General features: G+C 55.8%; 17 protein-coding genes. 15 read left to right on the plus strand and 2 right to left on the minus strand.

Features of this window, described 5'->3' with window-relative positions; genetic code table 11:
• Nucleotides 1-13: 13 nt before the first annotated feature.
• Nucleotides 14-880: a lytic transglycosylase domain-containing protein gene (locus tag ACR0BZ_RS15365; protein WP_480546441.1), complete on the minus strand. Its 867-nt coding sequence runs from the start codon at nt 878-880 to the stop codon at nt 14-16.
• Nucleotides 881-1,233: 353 nt separating this feature from the next.
• Between ACR0BZ_RS15365 and ACR0BZ_RS15370 the strand changes: the two genes are divergently transcribed.
• From ACR0BZ_RS15370 to pdeM, 15 genes are all read left to right on the plus strand, one after another.
• Nucleotides 1,234-1,461: a Flp family type IVb pilin gene (locus tag ACR0BZ_RS15370; protein WP_480920660.1), complete on the plus strand. Its 228-nt coding sequence runs from the start codon at nt 1,234-1,236 to the stop codon at nt 1,459-1,461.
• Between the two features lie 308 nt (nt 1,462-1,769).
• The gene (locus ACR0BZ_RS15375) at nt 1,770-1,997 is read left to right on the plus strand and encodes a hypothetical protein (protein WP_480920661.1); all 228 of its coding nucleotides are present in this window, start codon (nt 1,770-1,772) and stop codon (nt 1,995-1,997) included.
• A 292-nt stretch (nt 1,998-2,289) separates the two neighbouring features.
• A complete protein-coding gene (gene cpaB / locus ACR0BZ_RS15380) occupies nt 2,290-3,168 on the plus strand; it encodes a Flp pilus assembly protein CpaB (protein WP_171636861.1) in 879 nt (292 codons plus the stop codon).
• 193 nt (nt 3,169-3,361) lie between these two features.
• Complete coding sequence (locus tag ACR0BZ_RS15385) at nt 3,362-4,735, plus strand: type II and III secretion system protein family protein (protein ID WP_480920662.1); 1,374 nt, start codon at nt 3,362-3,364, stop codon at nt 4,733-4,735.
• 17 nt (nt 4,736-4,752) lie between these two features.
• Nucleotides 4,753-5,376 (plus strand): OmpA family protein, encoded by a 624-nt coding sequence (locus tag ACR0BZ_RS15390; protein ID WP_480484368.1) that lies wholly within the window; start codon nt 4,753-4,755, stop codon nt 5,374-5,376.
• A gap of 221 nt (nt 5,377-5,597) precedes the next feature.
• Nucleotides 5,598-6,833 (plus strand): CpaE/TadZ family protein, encoded by a 1,236-nt coding sequence (locus ACR0BZ_RS15395; protein WP_480773932.1) that lies wholly within the window; start codon nt 5,598-5,600, stop codon nt 6,831-6,833.
• Between the two features lie 23 nt (nt 6,834-6,856).
• Nucleotides 6,857-8,302, plus strand: coding sequence for a TadA family conjugal transfer-associated ATPase (locus tag ACR0BZ_RS15400; protein WP_267363024.1), 1,446 nt, complete (start codon nt 6,857-6,859; stop codon nt 8,300-8,302).
• An 11-nt stretch (nt 8,303-8,313) separates the two neighbouring features.
• Nucleotides 8,314-9,282, plus strand: a complete 969-nt coding sequence (locus tag ACR0BZ_RS15405) for a type II secretion system F family protein (RefSeq protein ID WP_267363023.1) — start codon at nt 8,314-8,316, stop codon at nt 9,280-9,282.
• Between the two features lie 10 nt (nt 9,283-9,292).
• The gene (locus tag ACR0BZ_RS15410; protein ID WP_480604995.1) at nt 9,293-10,273 is read left to right on the plus strand and encodes a type II secretion system F family protein; all 981 of its coding nucleotides are present in this window, start codon (nt 9,293-9,295) and stop codon (nt 10,271-10,273) included.
• A gap of 9 nt (nt 10,274-10,282) precedes the next feature.
• A complete protein-coding gene (locus ACR0BZ_RS15415; protein ID WP_480586136.1) occupies nt 10,283-10,867 on the plus strand; it encodes a tetratricopeptide repeat protein in 585 nt (194 codons plus the stop codon).
• A 30-nt stretch (nt 10,868-10,897) separates the two neighbouring features.
• Nucleotides 10,898-11,749: a tetratricopeptide repeat protein gene (locus ACR0BZ_RS15420; RefSeq protein WP_267363020.1), complete on the plus strand. Its 852-nt coding sequence runs from the start codon at nt 10,898-10,900 to the stop codon at nt 11,747-11,749.
• A 3-nt stretch (nt 11,750-11,752) separates the two neighbouring features.
• Nucleotides 11,753-12,298 (plus strand): prepilin peptidase, encoded by a 546-nt coding sequence (locus ACR0BZ_RS15425; protein WP_480833061.1) that lies wholly within the window; start codon nt 11,753-11,755, stop codon nt 12,296-12,298.
• Between the two features lie 117 nt (nt 12,299-12,415).
• Nucleotides 12,416-13,723, plus strand: a complete 1,308-nt coding sequence (locus ACR0BZ_RS15430; RefSeq protein WP_209505546.1) for an ATPase — start codon at nt 12,416-12,418, stop codon at nt 13,721-13,723.
• A 40-nt stretch (nt 13,724-13,763) separates the two neighbouring features.
• The gene (locus ACR0BZ_RS15435; protein WP_480507734.1) at nt 13,764-16,175 is read left to right on the plus strand and encodes a ligase-associated DNA damage response DEXH box helicase; all 2,412 of its coding nucleotides are present in this window, start codon (nt 13,764-13,766) and stop codon (nt 16,173-16,175) included.
• 40 nt (nt 16,176-16,215) lie between these two features.
• On the plus strand, nt 16,216-16,878 hold the full coding sequence (gene pdeM / locus ACR0BZ_RS15440; protein ID WP_480920663.1) for a ligase-associated DNA damage response endonuclease PdeM: 663 nt from the start codon (nt 16,216-16,218) through the stop codon (nt 16,876-16,878).
• 2 nt (nt 16,879-16,880) lie between these two features.
• Here the strand turns inward: pdeM and ACR0BZ_RS15445 are convergent, their stop codons facing one another.
• Nucleotides 16,881-17,432: a LytTR family DNA-binding domain-containing protein gene (locus ACR0BZ_RS15445; protein ID WP_480920664.1), complete on the minus strand. Its 552-nt coding sequence runs from the start codon at nt 17,430-17,432 to the stop codon at nt 16,881-16,883.
• Nucleotides 17,433-17,930 lie beyond the last annotated feature (498 nt).

Raw genomic sequence — 17,930 nt, forward strand, 5'->3', positions numbered from 1 at the left:
GAGGCGGGCCTTTTCAGTTTGAGGTCTGGAACACGCATCCATCTGAAATCAGATCCGGCGGCGTCGCGCACAAAGCCCGCGCGATCTGGAAAGCGGCCAGAACCTTGGGGACATAGTCTCGGGTTTCGGCATAAGGCGGCACGCCGCTGTGTTTGCGTACAGCCCCCTCACCCGCGTTGTAACCGGCCAGAACCAGAATCGGATCATTCCCGAACTCTTCCATCAGCCAGTTGAGGTATTTCACGCCCCCGGCGATGTTCTGCGAGGGTTGCAGACTGTCCTTAACGCCAAAGCGGGCAGCTGTGGCGGGCATCAACTGCATAAGCCCCTGCGCGCCGGCCGAACTGACGGCATCCGCGCGACCGGCCGATTCAACCGAAATGACAGCCAGCACCAGCGCTGGCGACACATTGGTTCCCACGGTTGACCGCAAAATCTCGATCCCGCGTTCTTTTGCTATGTTTTGCAGAGCTTGCAGCCGGGGCGATCTTACATTCGTCGCCGCCAGCGCGTTTATCGCAGCATCAAGCCGCCCGGCCCCGCTTTCATCAATGTGTGGTGAAATGCGGTCCCAGAATGCCTTGTACGACCCTTTAGGGTCAGGCGCGGCACCGATTCCGGGCACTGTTGGCTGAACCACTTTGGTTCTTGCTATGATTTCTGGAACCACCAGCTCCACCCCTGTGCTGGGGGCTGAGGGCTTGGCCGCGTGTTCCTCGGGTGTGATCTGAATGGTCACGCGAGGACGCTCACCCGGCTTGGGGGCTTTGATCCGCTTGTAAACTCCACGCGGCTCAACCTCGGTCGCATACCCGGGTGCGACACCAGATAGTAGAAACGCCAGTACACCGGCGCATTGAAGTGCGTTCCGGAGAGTCATGTGCCTGCCTCATGTATTCTTTTTACGCGATTTGAACCGCGAATCTTCGCCCAAAGCCAGAAAAACAAAGCGAATTGGGGCAATTTCGCCCCATTTGGCGTAAATTTGCACCGCTGCGGAGCTCTTGGCGCGGAGCGAAGAATTTTTTTCTCGTTTATTTGCAATAGCTTACGCATCTAGTGACCAAAAAGTTAAGCCGCACGAAAAAAAATCTGTGTTTGGCCCAATTCCTGCCACGCACAACAGGCAAACATTAATCCATACCGAGACGGACATGAGCGGACTGAGAGAGAAAGCTCTGAAGAACGCCGAGGTTTGTTAAACTCTTTTTGATCCTTTAGGAGGGACGTAACATGATCAAGTTCATCAAGAACTTCCGCAAAGACGAAGACGGCGCAGTAACAGTTGACTGGGTTGTTCTGACCGCAGCAGTCATCGGCCTGGCAGCCGTTGCATACCAGCAGATCTCGGCTGGCGCGACCGGCCTGGCGGGCGACGTGAACGCTGCGCTGACCACATCGACAATCAGCACCGGCAGCAACACCGCAACCGGTGGTATCACAAATCCAGGCACCAACTAAGCCTCTGGTTTAGCAAGATTTTGAGACCGCGCCTTTCAGGCGCGGTCTTTTTTGTTTCAGCAGCTCCGGTACCTTCTAAGGCAAAGATTCAGGCTAATAGACATGACCCCGCGCGCCACACCAAGAGCGCTCCCGAATTAGTCACGCCCTTTTTTTCAGGTCTCACCGCAACAAGGAACACGTGAAAAAGTGCGGAATCTTAGATATTTCCACCGAAATCAACTTTTGGCCTGAATTCCGCCATCCGAACGAACCACTGTTAGGCGACGTTACGGGAAACACTGAATTGTCGTATTGGAGATAAGTAGATGCTAAAGTTCCTTAATCGGTTCAAATCGGACGAAGCAGGAGCGGTGACCGTTGACTGGGTGGTTTTGACCGCAGTGCTGATCGGTCTGTCTGGCGCGACCTACCTCGTCATCAGCTCAAGTGTTGATGGTATCGGCGGTAACATCAACCAAGCCATGAGTTCCTCTGTTGTCAGCACTGGCTCGAACACCGCTCCCGGTGGCCTTGTAACAGCGGGAACCAACTGACCCACAGCGAGTTTTCGCATCCACCGGCTTTCCTGAGCTTGTTGGTGAACGTGTCGGGCAAATAAACGCGGCGACTTTTTTGGGCGCGGCGTTTGTTTCGTCGTTCTTCGTCTGGCCTGCCGCAGGGAGATGACAGCAGTTGTTTTGCGGAATTGTGCGAAAGCTGACGCAGAATCTAACAAGCAGACATTTTTGTCCCACATTTCGACACAATTTACATTTAACACTTGGGCTGTTTCAAAGTGGCCCTTTGGCCGCTTAGTATTCGACTAAATAAGAAAGAGGTGCATGTATGCGAGCGGTATTCGGACTTGTCCTGATTGTCGGCGTTGCTCTGGCTGGGGGCGCCGTTTACATGGCGCGCAACTATATTGCGGCTTATCAAAGCGAACTGGCGCGGCAGAAACAAGCGGCAGAAGAAGCGCTGGCCAATGCCAAAGTCGATGTCATCCCGACGGTAACTGTTTACGTTTCAAATCGTCCTCTGAAATACGGTGAACGCCTGACGCAGGAAGACGTGCGCGCTGTAGACTGGCCGGAAAACGCGATTCCCGAAGGTACGTTCTCTGATCTCACTGCCTTGTTTCCCGAAAGTGGCGCCAATGAGCGTTATATTCTGAGGACCATGGAAAAAGACGAGGCGATTATGGAGGTCAAGATCACACGGCCAGGCGAATCGGCCGGGCTGACCTCTCGTCTTGAAAAAGGTATGCGCGCCTTTGCGATCAGCGTCGACGTGGCCTCTGGTGTTTCAGGCTTCCTGCGCCCCGGCGACAATGTCGACATCTACTGGACCGGATCAAGCGGCACAGTAGAGGGCAACACCGGCGGCATCACCAAACTGATCGAAACCAATGTTCAACTCATCGCGGTCGACCAGACCGCTGGTTCGGACGTCGCAAGCGCAACGATTGCACGCACAGTCACGGTCGCAGCCACGCCGGAACAGGTCGCAGCACTCGCGCAGGCCCAGAACACCGGGCGGCTGTCACTGGCCCTTGTTGGGGTACAGGATGACTCTGTTGCGTCGGCAATCGAGGTGGATCAGCGCAAACTGCTTGGAATAACGGCAGCCGCTCCGGAACCGAAGGAAGAGGTTGAACAGGTCTGCACGACGCGCATCAGACGCGGCGGAGAGATAGTCAACGTGCCTATCCCCTGTACAAATTGACGCCAATTCAGAGTGTTACAAGATCGGAGCCGCATCTCAGATGCGGCTCTTTTCTTGTTGTTGTTGCCAATTCTCCACATAAGGAAAATTCCAGAAACCATTGATTATTGCAATAAATTCGGATTTCGCGCAGTCTCTTTGCACATAGGGCATAAGACCCGAAAAACGAGGCGTGATCGGAGAGGCAGGTCACATGACAATACGTTCCTGGATCAGCGCAACCCTGCTGGGGTTGTCGCTTGTTATGAGCCCGGTCGGCGATGCCGCCTGGGCTGAAACCCTTCGCGTGGTGAAAAAGGGCACAGTGGAAACGCTGGAAGTTCCGATGAATCGCGCGATTGTTGTGGAAAGCGAACAACCGTTTGCAGAGCTCAGCATTGCCAACGCAGGCATTGCGGATATCTCTTCGCTTTCGGATCGCACAATCTATGTTTTGGGCAAGGCCCCTGGCCTGACCACGCTAACACTGTTTGATGGCGCAGGAAATCTGCTTGCCAACGTACGTGTCCGGGTCTCGCCCGATGTAACCGAATTTAAAGAGCGTCTGCGTCAGATCCTGCCAAGCGAGCAGATTGAAGTGCGCACCGCCAATGATGGCATCGTACTCTCCGGCACGGTTTCAAGCGCCGCCAAACTGGCCCGCGCACTTGAATTGGCTGAACGCTACGCGCCCGAACGTGTATCGAACCTGATGTCTGTAGGTGGCGTGCAGCAAGTGATGCTGAAAGTACGCTTTGCCGAGATGAATCGCTCAGTCGCAAAAGAGCTTTCTTCAACACTTTCAGTTGCGGGCACTGATTTTGTCGGTGGCTTCAATCCGCAGAACCTTGTTCCCCCTATCACCGTGGAAAATGGTGTCTTGTTGTTTGGCTTCGGGGTCGGATCAGCCCAGGTCAACTTGCTGCTGCAAGCCCTCGAGTCGAAGGGCCTTGTTCGCAACCTTGCCGAACCAAACCTTTCGGCCCTGTCCGGACAGGAAGCAACGTTCCTGGCTGGCGGTGAGGTTCCGATTCCGGTGCCGCAAGACGACGGTGTCGTGGCAATCGAGTACAAACCCTTCGGTGTGAATATGAACTTCATCCCGCGGGTTGTGGACGGCGACCTGATCAATCTGGAAATGGGCACCTCGGTTTCGAGCATCGACACCAGCACGAACTTCACGATCAATGGAGACACCGTTCCCAGCTTTATCGTGCGGGAAGCCAAGACCACTATAGAGTTGCGCGACGGGGAAAGCTTTGCCATCGCAGGGCTGCTTCAGGACAACTTTGTAGACCAGGTCAACCAAGTACCGTGGCTGGGAGATGTGCCGGTTCTGGGGGCCTTGTTCCGCAGCGCTGACTATCAGCGTGAACAAAGTGAACTTGTCATCATCATAACGGCGCATCTGGTGACGCCGACGCGTGGCGAGGCGCTAGCCCTTCCCACCGATCGTGTCAAACCACCCAGCGAATTTGACCTGTTCGCGAATGGTCGGGTTGCTCGTACACAGCGTCCCGGAGCCGGCGGAGCATCCGAAGTTGCCAAACAGAATTTTGGCAGCTCGTACGGCTACGTCCTAGATTGATCAGGAGGATTGGACCAATGCAGAAGTGGATCATCACACTGGGTCTTACGGTCGCCGTTGCCGCATGTACGCGCGAGGTCGGATATGAGATCGATGCCGGAACCTTTGGAAACGCGACATTGAACAATATCCAGGTTCAAAACGGCGAGTTGACCTATGCTCAGATTCTTGGGCGCAGATTTGCCGCGGATGTGCCCAGCCAAGTGAACTTTGCCTTCAACAGTTCGCAACTGGACGCATCAGCGCAAAGCATACTGTTGCAGCAGGCTGACTGGATCAAACAGTTCCCCGAAGCCAGGTTCCGGGTTTACGGACACACAGATGCTGTAGGATCAACCAGTTACAACAAGAGCCTTGGTCTACGCCGCGCACAGGCAGTAGTCGCATTCCTTGAACGGCAAGGAATCTCGCGTTCACGTCTTGAAGCCGTTGTATCCTTTGGAAAAACGCAGCCGTTGATCGCGACACCGAATCGGGATCGCCGCAACCGCCGGACGGTAACGGAAGTTTCTGGCTTTGTTGACCGTCACCCGCAGCTGCTGGACGGCAAATACGCCAACATCATCTATCGCGAATACGTTGAAAGTGCGACGTGGAAGAGCGTGATCGAAGATGTATCAACAACAGATACGGCCAACTAGTGCCGCTGGCATTGGTGGATAATACAAGCAGAATGGGCGACATCGTCGCCCATTTCCCTACAATTGGTTCTTTTGCGCCCAATTCTTGCCCAACTTCAAAGCAACATTGTGAAAAATAGGGTGACCTGCGGCCAAATTTGACCGTATTGGGGCGACAGCACATCAATCTGGCGGAATTCGTTCATATGACATGCTGAGCCCTCACGACGAGGATAGTGTTTATGACCAGCGCAACGCCGCAAGACGAAAATTCTGCAATCCTGGCCTGCACCATAAGCCGGGATGTCCAGAATTTCGACCTTCTGATTGAAGACATGGAAACCATTCTGGGCGAACGCTGGGGCGACCTGGGCTTTGCCGAAGCGCTGGCCTTTTTTAGCCAACCAGAAGCCGAAGCACTTGAATTCGTTGCATTGGCAATCGACGGGGAAGATGAAGACAACCTGTCATTGATGGGTGAAATCATCACGCGGGCCAAGGAAAAGAAGATCAAGGTCGTCTTGATCGCAGAGGACGTCACACCTGCTTCGCTCCACCAATTGCTGCGCAAGGGTGCGGACGAGTTTGTCCCCTACCCGCTTCCGGAAGGTGAATTGCAGGAAGCGGTAGAACGCATGAAGCAGCCCGATCCGGTTGTCATGGCGCAAGCCGCAGCTGTTCCATTGGCAAGTGGCGAATCAAAGGAAGGCGCGTTGTTCGTCGTTCAGGGACTTGCTGGTGGCGTGGGATCCACGACTTTGGCGGTAAACCTGGCCTGGGAACTGGCCTGTGCCTCGGACAAGGATGCCCCGTCTGTCTGTCTGATCGATTTGGATCTGCAATACGGCACGGTTTCAACCTATCTGGACCTGGCACGCCGCGAGACGGTGTTCGAAATGCTGTCGGATACGGATTCGATGGACAGCGAGGTTTTCTCACAAGCTCTTCAAACTTATGAAGAAAAACTGCAGGTCCTGACTGCACCATCCGACATGGTGCCATTGGACCTGATTACCCCCGAAGACATCCAGCGCGTGATTGACGTGGCGCGCACGCATTTCGACTATGTGGTTGTGGATATGCCCAAAACGCTGGTCTTGTGGTCGGAAACGGTCTTGCAGGCGGCGCATGTATATTTTGCAATGATCGAGCTTGATATGCGCTCGGCTCAGAACGCCCTGCGCCTCAAGCGCGCGTTGCAGGCCGAAGAACTGCCCTTCAACAAGCTGCGCTTTGCGCTGAACCGGGCCCCAAAATTCACCGACCTGAATGGAAAAAGCCGCGTGAAACGTATGGGGGAAAGCCTTGGCATCTCTATTGATCTGCTGCTGCCTGATGGGGGCAAACCTGTCATGCAAAGTGGCGACCATGGTTTGCCGCTGGCCAATTCAGCCGCCAAGAACCCGCTTCGCCGGGAAATCGCGAAGCTCGCCAAATCACTTCACAGCCTTGGCAGCAGCAGCGCTGAAGCTGCGTAACATCATCCCAAGGGGGGATCGCCGTGTTTTCAAGATATAAAAAACAGCCAGCAGCGCAGCCCGTCAAAGCGGCAGCGCAGCCGGTCGAAACGGCGGCACCTGCCGCACAAGCTGCCCCCAGCCCCGCTGCAACGGCCGTCGTACGCAAACCTCAGAAAAAAACGGCCGAGGTTGCCGGGGCAGATCGTGATCGAAAACGCAAAGAGCGGCTGAGTGAGATCAAGATCGAACTTCACCGCGAGTTGCTGGAGAACCTGAACCTGGCAGCTTTGGAAACTGCCGCCGAAGCGGAGCTACGAGCCGAAATCAGCGCAATCGCCAGCGAAGTTCTGGAAACCAGGAACATCGTTCTGAATCGCGACGACCGATCGCAGCTGAACAAAGAACTTTATGACGAAGTAACAGGCCTTGGCCCGCTTGAGACGCTTCTGCAGGACGATACGGTCAACGATATTCTGGTCAACGGACCGCATCAGATTTTCGTCGAACGTGCCGGTAAGCTGGAAATCAGCGACATCACCTTCAAGGATGAAAAGCACCTGATGCGGATCATCGATAAGATCGTGTCCGCGGTAGGCCGTCGTGTCGATGAATCCAACCCCTATGTTGACGCCCGACTGGCCGATGGATCGCGATTCAACGCCATGGTGCCCCCTATCGCGGTTGATGGGTCTCTGGTTTCGATTCGTAAATTCAAAAAAGACAAGCTGGGTATCGATGATCTGGTCAATTTTGGTGCGTTCACCGAGGAAATGGCTGCCTATTTGCAAGCTGCCGTGTCGACCCGACTGAACGTTATCGTGTCGGGCGGTACCGGTTCCGGTAAAACGACTACGCTCAACGCTCTGTCCAGCTTTATCGACGATGCCGAACGCATCCTGACCATCGAGGATACAGCGGAACTTCAGCTGCAACAGACGCATGTGGGCCGGATGGAAAGCCGACCGCCCAACGTGGAAGGCAAAGGTGAGGTCAGTCCGCGCGACTGTCTGAAGAACGCCTTGCGTATGCGACCTGACCGCATCATCGTCGGCGAGACACGCGGCGCCGAGGTGATCGATATGTTGCAGGCCATGAACACTGGCCACGACGGTTCGATGACCACGATCCACGCGAACTCGGCCCGGGATGGGATTTCACGTCTGGAAAACATGATCGCGATGGCCGGCATCGAAATGCCCATTAAGGCCGTCCGCAGCCAGATCGCAAGCGCTGTGAACCTGATCGTTCAGGCCAGCCGATTGCAGGACGGTTCGCGCCGCATGACCTCGATCACCGAGATTACCGGTATGGAAGGTGACGTGATTTCAATGCAAGAAATCTTTCGTTTTCAACGTGTTGGCCTGACACCTGACAACAAGATCATCGGTCACTTTACGGCAACTGGTGTGCGCAGCCACTATTCGGAACGCTTCCGTCTGTGGGGGTTTGATCTGCCCGCATCCATCTACGACCCAACCACAATGTAGGAGAACCGGGTATGCAATTGCCTATGGAGGCGATCATCTATGTCGCCATCTTTGTGGGGGTTCTTGCCCTGGTCGAGGGCATCTATCTGGTTGCGTTCGGCAAATCCATCAGCCTGAACAGCCGGGTCAACCGGCGTCTGGACATGCTGGAAAAGGGTGCCGGGCGCGAACAGGTTCTGGAGCAGCTGCGCAAGGAAATGCAGCAGCACATGAAATCACAGAGCATTCCTCTGTATTCGCTGCTTGCTGACAAGGCTCAAAAAGCCGCGATTGCGTTTTCACCCCGTCAGCTGATCATGATCATGGCTCTGGTCTCGGCCATGGCATTTGTCGGTCTGAGCATTGGTACCGCGACGGATACGGCGCTGCGCATCGCGATTTCAATCGCCATCGGTATTGGCGGTGTTTACGCGTGGGTAAACCACAAGGCCAAGAAACGTATGGGCATGATCGAAGAGCAACTGCCTGACGCGGTTGAGCTGATGGTGCGTTCGCTTCGTGTGGGTAATCCTTTCGTTTCGACAATTCAGGTTGTTTCCAACGAAGTTCAGGATCCGCTGGGAACCGAGTTTGGTATTATCGCGGATGAATGCGCCTATGGACGCGATGTGGGCGAGGCGCTCAAAGATATGGCCGAACGTCTGGACATGCAGGATCTTCGGTTCCTCGCGGTTGCTGTGGGTATTCAGCAGCAGTCCGGTGGTAACCTGGCTGAAATTCTGGCTGGATTGGCACAGGTGATCCGCGCGCGGTTCCGCCTGTTCCGGCGCGTCAAGGCGATCACGGCCGAAGCCCAATGGTCAGGTAAGTTCCTGTCTGGCTTCCCAATTGCGTGTCTGATTTTCATCCTGGTCAAGGATCCGGGGTATTATGACGAAGTGTTGGATCACCCCTGGTTCATCCCTGCGTGTTTCGTTGTCGGCATTTTGCTGACACTGAACCTGATCGTCATGAAGATCATCACCAACATCAAGGTCTGAGGGCAGCACAATGGAATTTCTGACCAACATCAATGACCTGCTGACCCAACACCTGGGTGAGTTCGGCCCCCTGATCGTAGTGGGTGTACTTGGCCTGATCATGGTTCTTGTCGCTGTCTCACTGATCATGAGCCAGCCGGAAGATCCTCTGAAAAAGCTTCAGCGGTCGAATGCGGCGCCCCGGGCGACGAAAAAAAGCAAGAAAGAGCAACTGCGTAACTCCAGCCGCAATGAGCAGCTTGAGAAATTCGCGACTTTCCTGGAACCGAAAAACGAAGAAGAGTATTCGGCGGTTGAGCTGAAGCTGCGTCAGGCGGGATACCGGTCAAAAGATGCGGTCCGGTTCTTTCACTTTGCGCAGTTTTCGCTGGGTATCATTGGTATCGTTGTCGGTGTTCTGCTGATTACGGTCCTGTCAAACGGTCAGGAGTTCACCGGCCAGCAGATGATGATCCGGGTATTCGTGCCAGCCGCAATCGGTTATTTCGCGCCGAAATACTGGATCACGCGCCGGGTCGAAGCACGCAAAGAGGCGATTACCGCAGGCTTTCCAGATACGCTTGACCTGATGCTGGTCTGTGTTGAGGCCGGACAATCACTGGACCAGGCCATCGTGCGCGTGTCCGGTGAAATGAAATCCTCCTACCCAGATATTGCTCAGGAATTCGAAACCGTCGCACACGAGATGAAAGCCGGTAAGGACAAAGACACTGTTTTGCGCGATTTCGGAGTGCGCTGCGGCGTACAGGACGTGAACTCATTCGTCACCGTGATGATCCAGTCGGCGACTTTCGGTACATCCATTGCCGAGGCATTGCGGGTTTACGCCTCAGAGATGCGTGACAAACGCGTGATGCGCGCCGAAGAGGCTGCGAACAAGTTGCCTACCAAGATGACTCTTGTCACAATGATGCTGACAGTTCCGCCACTGCTGATCATTCTGGTCGGCCCGTCGGCGAATGTCATTTCGACTTTCGGGCGCGCAGGATGATAAACCCCTATGAAAGCTGAATTCTGGTGCTTCCCTTCCGGGTTTCGCCGAATACTTAAGGCCACCGTGGTTTGCACCATGGTGGCTTCTTGCACAGAAGGCCTGTCGCCGAACGGCCTGGATGCGCCGGGAGTTGATCCCAGGGGACAAGCAGAAGACAATATCGAGGTCGGAAACCGGCTGATGGCTGCCGGTGAATACGAACTGGCGCTTGATACCTTTACGCGCGCCGCGCTGGACCAAGGTATGACGACACAGGTCCTGACCTCTCTGGGTACGGCCAATCTTGGGTTGCGGCGTTTAGGGCAGGCTGAGAAATTGCTGCGCCGCGCCGTGGAAGGCGATCCGGATTGGCCTGTTGCATGGAATAATCTGGGCGTTCTGCTGATGGAGAAACAGGAGTACCCCGAAGCGGCGCAGGTCTTTCAACGGGCTTACGCGCTGGACAATGGCGAAAGTGACGCAATCCGCGACAATCTGCGCTTAGCACTCGCAAAAATGGAAAATCCTGTTAATAATATCCCGCAAGAACAACAAGAATTTACACTGGAGCAGCTTGGCGACGGGCAATTCGCGCTACGCAAAATCCAGTAATCGAGGCAAGAGCAGTAAAGGACGCAAAAAATGCGCCAGCAATTCTTGATTCCGGCAGTTATTGTCAGCGGTCTGATCCTTTCGGCCTGTGCAAAGGAAACCGAAGAGGAAAAGGTGGAACGAACGTTTCAGGAAGTGAACGTCATTGACGAAACCAACCTGAACGATGTGTTGTTGAGTGCCGCCGACCCGAATGAGGCGGTGACGTATTTCCACGGTGCCACACTCAAGAACCCTGATCGCATCGACCTTCAGCGCGGATTGGCAATATCCTTGGGACGCGCAAAACGCACCACCGAAGCGGCAGCAGCGTGGAAGCGCGTGACGACAATGAAGGGTACGAACGCCGCAGACAAGGTCGAGTATGCCGATGCGCTGGTGCGAAATGGCGACTGGTCTCAGGCTAAAACCGTTCTGGATTCGGTTCCCCCAACGTTCGAAACCTTCAAACGCTACCGTCTTGAGGCGGTGGTCGCGGATTCCCGGAAAGAGTGGAAGCGGGCTGATCATTTCTATGAAACGGCCGTTGGGCTGACCACCCGCCCGGGCAGCGTGATGAACAATTGGGGGTATTCGAAACTAACCCGTGGCCAGTATGCCGAGGCCGAACGCCTGTTTACCGACGCAGTCCGTCAGGACAGCTCTTTGTTCACTGCCAAGAACAATCTGGTTCTGGCCCGGTCAGCGCAGGGCAACTATAGCCTTCCTGTGGTGCCGATGACCCAGGTTGAACGGGCGCTACTGCTGAATACGATGGGTATTTCCGCAGTCAAACAAGGCGACGTAGAAACCGCGAAAAACCTGTTCCGCGAGGCTATTGCCACTCATCCGCAGCATTTCGATGAAGCGGTTCGCTCGCTTCGTGCGCTTGAAGAGGCCTGACACATGCAAATCCCCGCTGCGGCGGCGGCATGGTTCCTGCCCTTCGTGCTGCCGATCTGCTTTTACGTGGCCTTCACGGATATGCGTGAGATGCGGATCAAGAACCATGCAGTTGTTGCCCTGGCGCTGATTTATGTCGTGGTCGGGCTGATTGCCATCCCGCCCTGGTCCACCGGTGCGGTCAGCGGTCATCTGTTGCTGATCAATGTGTCGATGCCAATCTACTTCTGGCATCTTCTGCATATCCCTGTTGTGTTGATTTTCGGCATTCTTCTGAACGCGTCAGGAGCAATGGGCGCGGGTGACGCGAAGTTTCTTGCCGCGTCCGCGCCATTTGTCTGGCTTGGCGATCTAAAGCTGGTGCTTCTTATTCTGACCGCCTGTATTCTGGCCGCCGTGGTCACGCACCGTTTGGCGAAAATCACAAGGTTGCGCACCATTGCGCCACATTGGGAAAGCTGGGATCGGGGCAAACAGTTCCCCATGGGTTTCGCACTGGGTGGCTCGTTGGCCATGTATCTGATTCTGGGTACTGTTCTCGGTTCGTAAACTATCATCAGCGCGCCTTGCCGCTGCCTTTGTCCCGCCACAAAGCTGGGTCACTTTTCCTTCAAGTCGCCCTTATTCGGGCAGTTGGCGTTACAATTTGACGAACGAGCACCGCGCATGAATATGCAGACTTCCTCTGTTATGGCCCCCCCTGCCCCGAAGGGGTTAGGCGAAATGAAGCTTCCGCTGGTGATGATGCGGGATATTTTGCTGAAGACCATATTTCGCAAGAATGCGAGCACAGTGTCAGAAGTTTCAGCAGCCATATGTCTGCCCGGTGCTGTCACGCAGGAACTGATCGATATCGCGCGCGAACAAAAATTGCTTGAGGCTACGGGGACGCTGAACGCCAACAGTGGCAACGAGATGGGATATCAGCTGACTGATGCCGGCAAGGCCCGCGCACTGGATGCCCTCAGCCAGTCCGAGTATTTCGGTGCGATGCCCGTGCCGCTGGATGTCTATCGCGAGCAGGTCAAGCGCCAGTCGATCCGCAACATTCAGGTCACGCGCGACCAGTTGACCAATGCCATGGGCCATCTGGTTCTGCCCGACAGCCTGCTGGATCATCTGGGCCCGGCGGTCAGCGCAGGCCGGTCGATCCTGATGTATGGCCCGCCGGGCAACGGTAAATCGTCCATCTCGAACGGCATTCGCGATGCGTTGGGGGACAATGTCTATGTACCCTATGCCATCGAATATGCGGGGCAGGTGATCACAGTCTACGACCCGATCGTGCATACCGCGATCGAGCAGGAGGCCGACGACCCGAACAGCCTGCGCCGCCGCAAACGGTTCGACTCACGCTATGTACAGTGTGAACGCCCGACCGTAGTCACCGGCGGTGAACTGTCGCTTAGTATGCTGGACCTGGTCTACAACCCCACGGCAAGAACCTATCAGGCACCGCTTCAGCTGAAATCCACCGGCGGCATCTTTATCGTGGACGACCTTGGCCGTCAGGCCGAACCGCCGCAGGCGCTGGTCAACCGCTGGATTGTTCCACTGGAAGAAAACAAGGATATCCTGGGCCTGCAATCGGGTGAGAAATTCGAAGTTCCTTTTGATACGCTGGTCATCTTCTCGACCAACTTCCACCCGAACGAGATCTTTGACCAGGCAGCCCTGCGCCGGATTTTCTTCAAGATCAAGATCGACGGTCCGAATCAGGAGAACTTCCTGAAGATTTTCGCCATGGTTGCGCGTAAACGCGGGATGCCACTGGATGAGGCGGCGCTGGTGCATCTGCTGAAGGTCAAATACCCGACCATCAACAACATCTACGCCAACTATCAACCGATCTTTCTGATCGACCAGATGATCTCGATCTGCGAGTTCGAAGGCATCCCCTATCAGATGAGCCCCGAACTGATCGACCGGGCCTGGGCCAACATGTTCGTCAAAGACGAGAAAATCGTCAAATAACGCCGTGCCATTACCACTCCGGGGCAGGTAGTCTGCGTTCATGACGCAGATTCCCGCACGGATTGCCGCGTGGTTTTCCACCAAAGGCTGGTCCATCCACCCGCATCAGCAAGAGATGTTCGACCGCGCATGCAGCCCGGCGACACTGCTGATTGCGCCCACCGGTGGCGGCAAGACCATGGCCGGGTTTCTGCCGTCGCTGGCTGAACTTGCGGATGCTGATCACAATGGATTGCACACAATCTATGTCTCGCCGCTCAAGGCGCTGGCAGCGGATATCAAGCGTAACCTGCGCACCCCGGTGGATGAGATCGGTCTGCCTATTCGGATCGAGGATCGCACCGGCGATACCTCAGCCACGCAGAAGAAACGCCAACGGGCCGATCCGCCCCACATCCTGCTGACCACACCGGAAAGTCTGGCGTTGCTGACCTCGTACGAGGATGCGCCGCGTATGTTTGAAGGGGTGCAGCGGATCATCGTCGATGAAATCCACGCACTGGCTGAAAGCAAGCGCGGGGATCAGCTGATTCTGGCGCTGGCGCGTCTGCAACGCCTCAATCCCGATCTGCGCCGCGTCGGGTTGTCGGCGACGGTGGAAGATCCTGCTGCGGTTGCCCGCTTTCTGGCCCGCCACCCTGATCCCTGCCAGATTGTACAGGCCGACCCCGGCCCGGACCCGGATATCCGAATGCTGGAAACGTCACAGATGCCACCCTGGTCTGGTGGTGGCGCGGCTTATGCCATCCCAGCTGTGCTGGAGCAGATCAAGCATCACAAGACCACGTTGATCTTTCACAATACGCGCGCCCAGGCCGAGATATTCTTTCACAATCTTTGGCTGGCCAATGATGACGGTCTGCCCATCGGCATCCATCACGGCAGTCTGGACCGGCAGCAGCGCGAGCGGGTCGAGGCGGCAATGGTTCGAGGTGACTTGCGCGCGATCGTCTGCACCGGTTCGCTGGATCTGGGCATCGATTGGGGGGATGTCGATCTGGTGATCCAGATCGGCGCGCCCAAGAATGTCAAACGGCTGGTGCAAAGGATAGGACGGGCCAACCACCGCTATAACGCACCTTCCAAGGCGCTTTTGGTGCCTGCCAATCGCTTCGAAGTGGTCGAATGCGTCGCCGCGCTAGAGGCCGCCAAAGCCCATGAATTGGATGGGGAACCCCGCGGTCGCGGCCCGCGCGATGTTTTGTGCCAGCATATCCTGATTGCCGCCTGCGCCGGGCCATTTAACGCAGATGATCTATATGCCGAGATGACATCCGCCGGGCCTTACGCTCAGCTGAAGCGGGCAGAGTTTGACGCCTGCCTGAATTTCTGCGCCACCGGCGGCTATGCTCTGCAAGCCTATGATCGCTGGCAAAGGTTGCAGCAGCGTACCGACGGGCAATGGCAGTTGCGCGACCCACGCGCCGCATCGCGCATTCGTATGAATCTAGGCACTATTCAGGACACGGATACGCTCAAAGTTCGTCTGAAACGTAACCGGGGCGGCAAACCTCTGGGTGAGGTTGAAGAAGCATTCGCTGCCTCGCTGACGCCCGGCGACACCTTCCTGATCGGCGGGCAAATCGTGCGGTATGAGGGACTGCGCGAGATGGTGGTCGAAGTCACGCGGCGCGCTGACCGAAAGCCAAAGATTGCGACCTTTTCGGGCACGAAATTCGCAACCTCCACGCAACTCAGCGACCGCATTCTGCGCATGTTTGCCCAAACTGACTGGCCACAGCTTCCCCCTCATACGGCTGAATGGCTGGATTTGCAGCGCCAGATGTCCCGCCTGCCCCAGCGTGATCGTCTGCTGATCGAGAGCTTTCCCAGCGATGGGCGTGAACATCTGTGCGTCTACGGATTTGCTGGTCGCAACGCGCAACAAACACTGGGCCTGCTGCTGACCAAACGGATGGAGGAAACCGGACTGGCCCCGCTGGGGTTTGTCGCCACGGACTATGCCACGCTGATCTGGGGTCTGGACGCGGTTACCGATCCCCGCCCGTTGCTTCAACCCGATGCGCTGCGCGACGGACTGGACACCTGGCTGGCAGGTAACGCCGTTATGAAGCGCACGTTTCGTGCATCGGCCACCATTGCGGGTCTGATCGAACGCAACATGGCAGGGCAACGCAAAAGCGGGCGGCAGGCTACGTTTTCGTCAGATATCCTGTATGACACCTTGCTGAAATACGATCCCGATCACCTATTGATGCAGATCACCCGCGAAGAAGCCATGCGCGGGCTTGTCGATTTCGGTCGGATCGAAACAATGTTGGCCCGAATTGGCGACAGAATCGATCTGGTGCGGCTCGAGCGTGTCTCGCCCTTGTCAGCACCACTGTTTCTTGAGGTTGGCAAAGTGCCGGTGAAAGGCAGTGCCGAAGAAAGGCTTCTGGCGGAGGAAAGCGCACGGCTGCTGCAAGCGGCGGGGTTGGAACAGCTTTGATCTGCTTGCGCCGGGCTCTGAAACAGGCCAAGAACGTATCATGAACGAATTTGGGTTTCCGTTTGCTGGTCAGTGCTTGTGTGCTTTGCCGTCCGGTGCGCTTTGGTGGCCAGACGAAAGCTTGCTGTGCGTGTCGGACCTGCATCTGGGCAAATCCGAGCGCGTGGCGCGGCGTGGTGGGCCTTCGCTTCCGCCTTATGACAGCCGTGAAACGCTGGACCGCCTGAAGGATGATCTGGCGCGCACGAACGCCAAAACCGTTGTATGTCTGGGCGACAGCTTCGATGATCTTGAGGCTGCCCGGGCGCTGCCAAAATCAGAAATGCTAAGGATCGCGACCTTACAGTCCGGACGTCAGTGGATCTGGATTGAGGGGAACCACGATCCCGGTCCTATTGAGATGGGTGGAACCCATCTGTTCGAATGGCACCGTGGCCCGCTTGTTTTCCGTCATATCGCGCAGGATCCCGCGCGAGGAGAAGTTTCCGGCCATTACCATCCAAAAGTCCGGATCAGGGTCAAGGGACGTCATATTTCACGCCCCGCCTTTCTGCTGAACGATCATCGCCTGATACTTCCGGCATATGGCACCTTTACCGGGGGGCTGCGCAGTTCGGATCATGTGCTGTCGGCACTCATGGGATCGCAGGCGATAGCGATTCTCACAGGTCCGCATCCGCATATGATGCCAATGCCACAATAGGTTCAAATCAGGCCGTCCTGTTCCAGCAACGGCTTGTATTTCCGGCTGACCGGAACCAGATCTCCATTGACCAGTTTCAGAAAGGTTTTGCTGCCTTCTCTTTCGACACTTGCAATGGATGCGTCGGTGACCCAATGCGAACGGTGCGAACAATGACCCGGGACAGGCTCCATCTCGGCGATTGCATCTGTGAAACGCGACCGAAGCGTGAAGGTGCCTTCTGAGGTGACAACATCTACGTTGTGATCCCGAACAGTCAGGCGATAGATCTGCCCGTTGAACCTGGGCGGCAAGCGTTTGACAAGGCGTGGTTTTTCAGGATCGGATTCAGTATTGGCCGAGGCATTCAGGTCGTTACGCTGAACAAGCATCAAGCCTGTCGCGAACAAAGCGCCGTACACGACAACCCGTTCGGTATCTGGCACCATACTTCCACCAAGGATGTAAAGTGCCCAGGCTAGCATCCACAAAGAAGGCGTGAACAAAGCCACGGTCAAGACAACATATGTCAGGTCCCGCGCCAGAAGGTTCAGAAGGGCAAAATTCTTCTGCATCAGCTTTCGGACCAGCCCGGTCACCGTCAGAGCAAGGAGTATTACCCCGGCCCAGAATACAAGCCGCAATCCAAATGAAAGGTCAGAGTCAAGAAAGGGTGGAAACGCATATGCAAGTAAAGGAAGAAAGGCCAAACCCGCTGCCACACGCTGCGGTGAAAATGCCTTCTGGATTGTACTTATTTTAGACGTCATACCGCTTTTGTGCATGAATTAGCATAGCTCAACCCGAATGCCTCAGACACAATAGTGTCTTCACCTGTAACCAATTGGGAATACAGGGATATCATGAATTATTCAGCTGTCAAACCCATTCAGGCTGCTTTGCCCATGCTCTCATGGGGCGGTCTGGGGGCGGTTTGGCTGGAACCTTGCCTGCCAAAAAAAGGGGACCGGTCCGACGGATACGCTCCGGCCCCCGTGTTTATCAGGCGGTCAGGCCTTCTGGTTCTGGGAGTTTGTTTGCGCGGCAGCAGGCGGTGAGGGTGTTGGCCAGCA

Source organism: Ruegeria sp. P8, assembly GCF_056534665.1.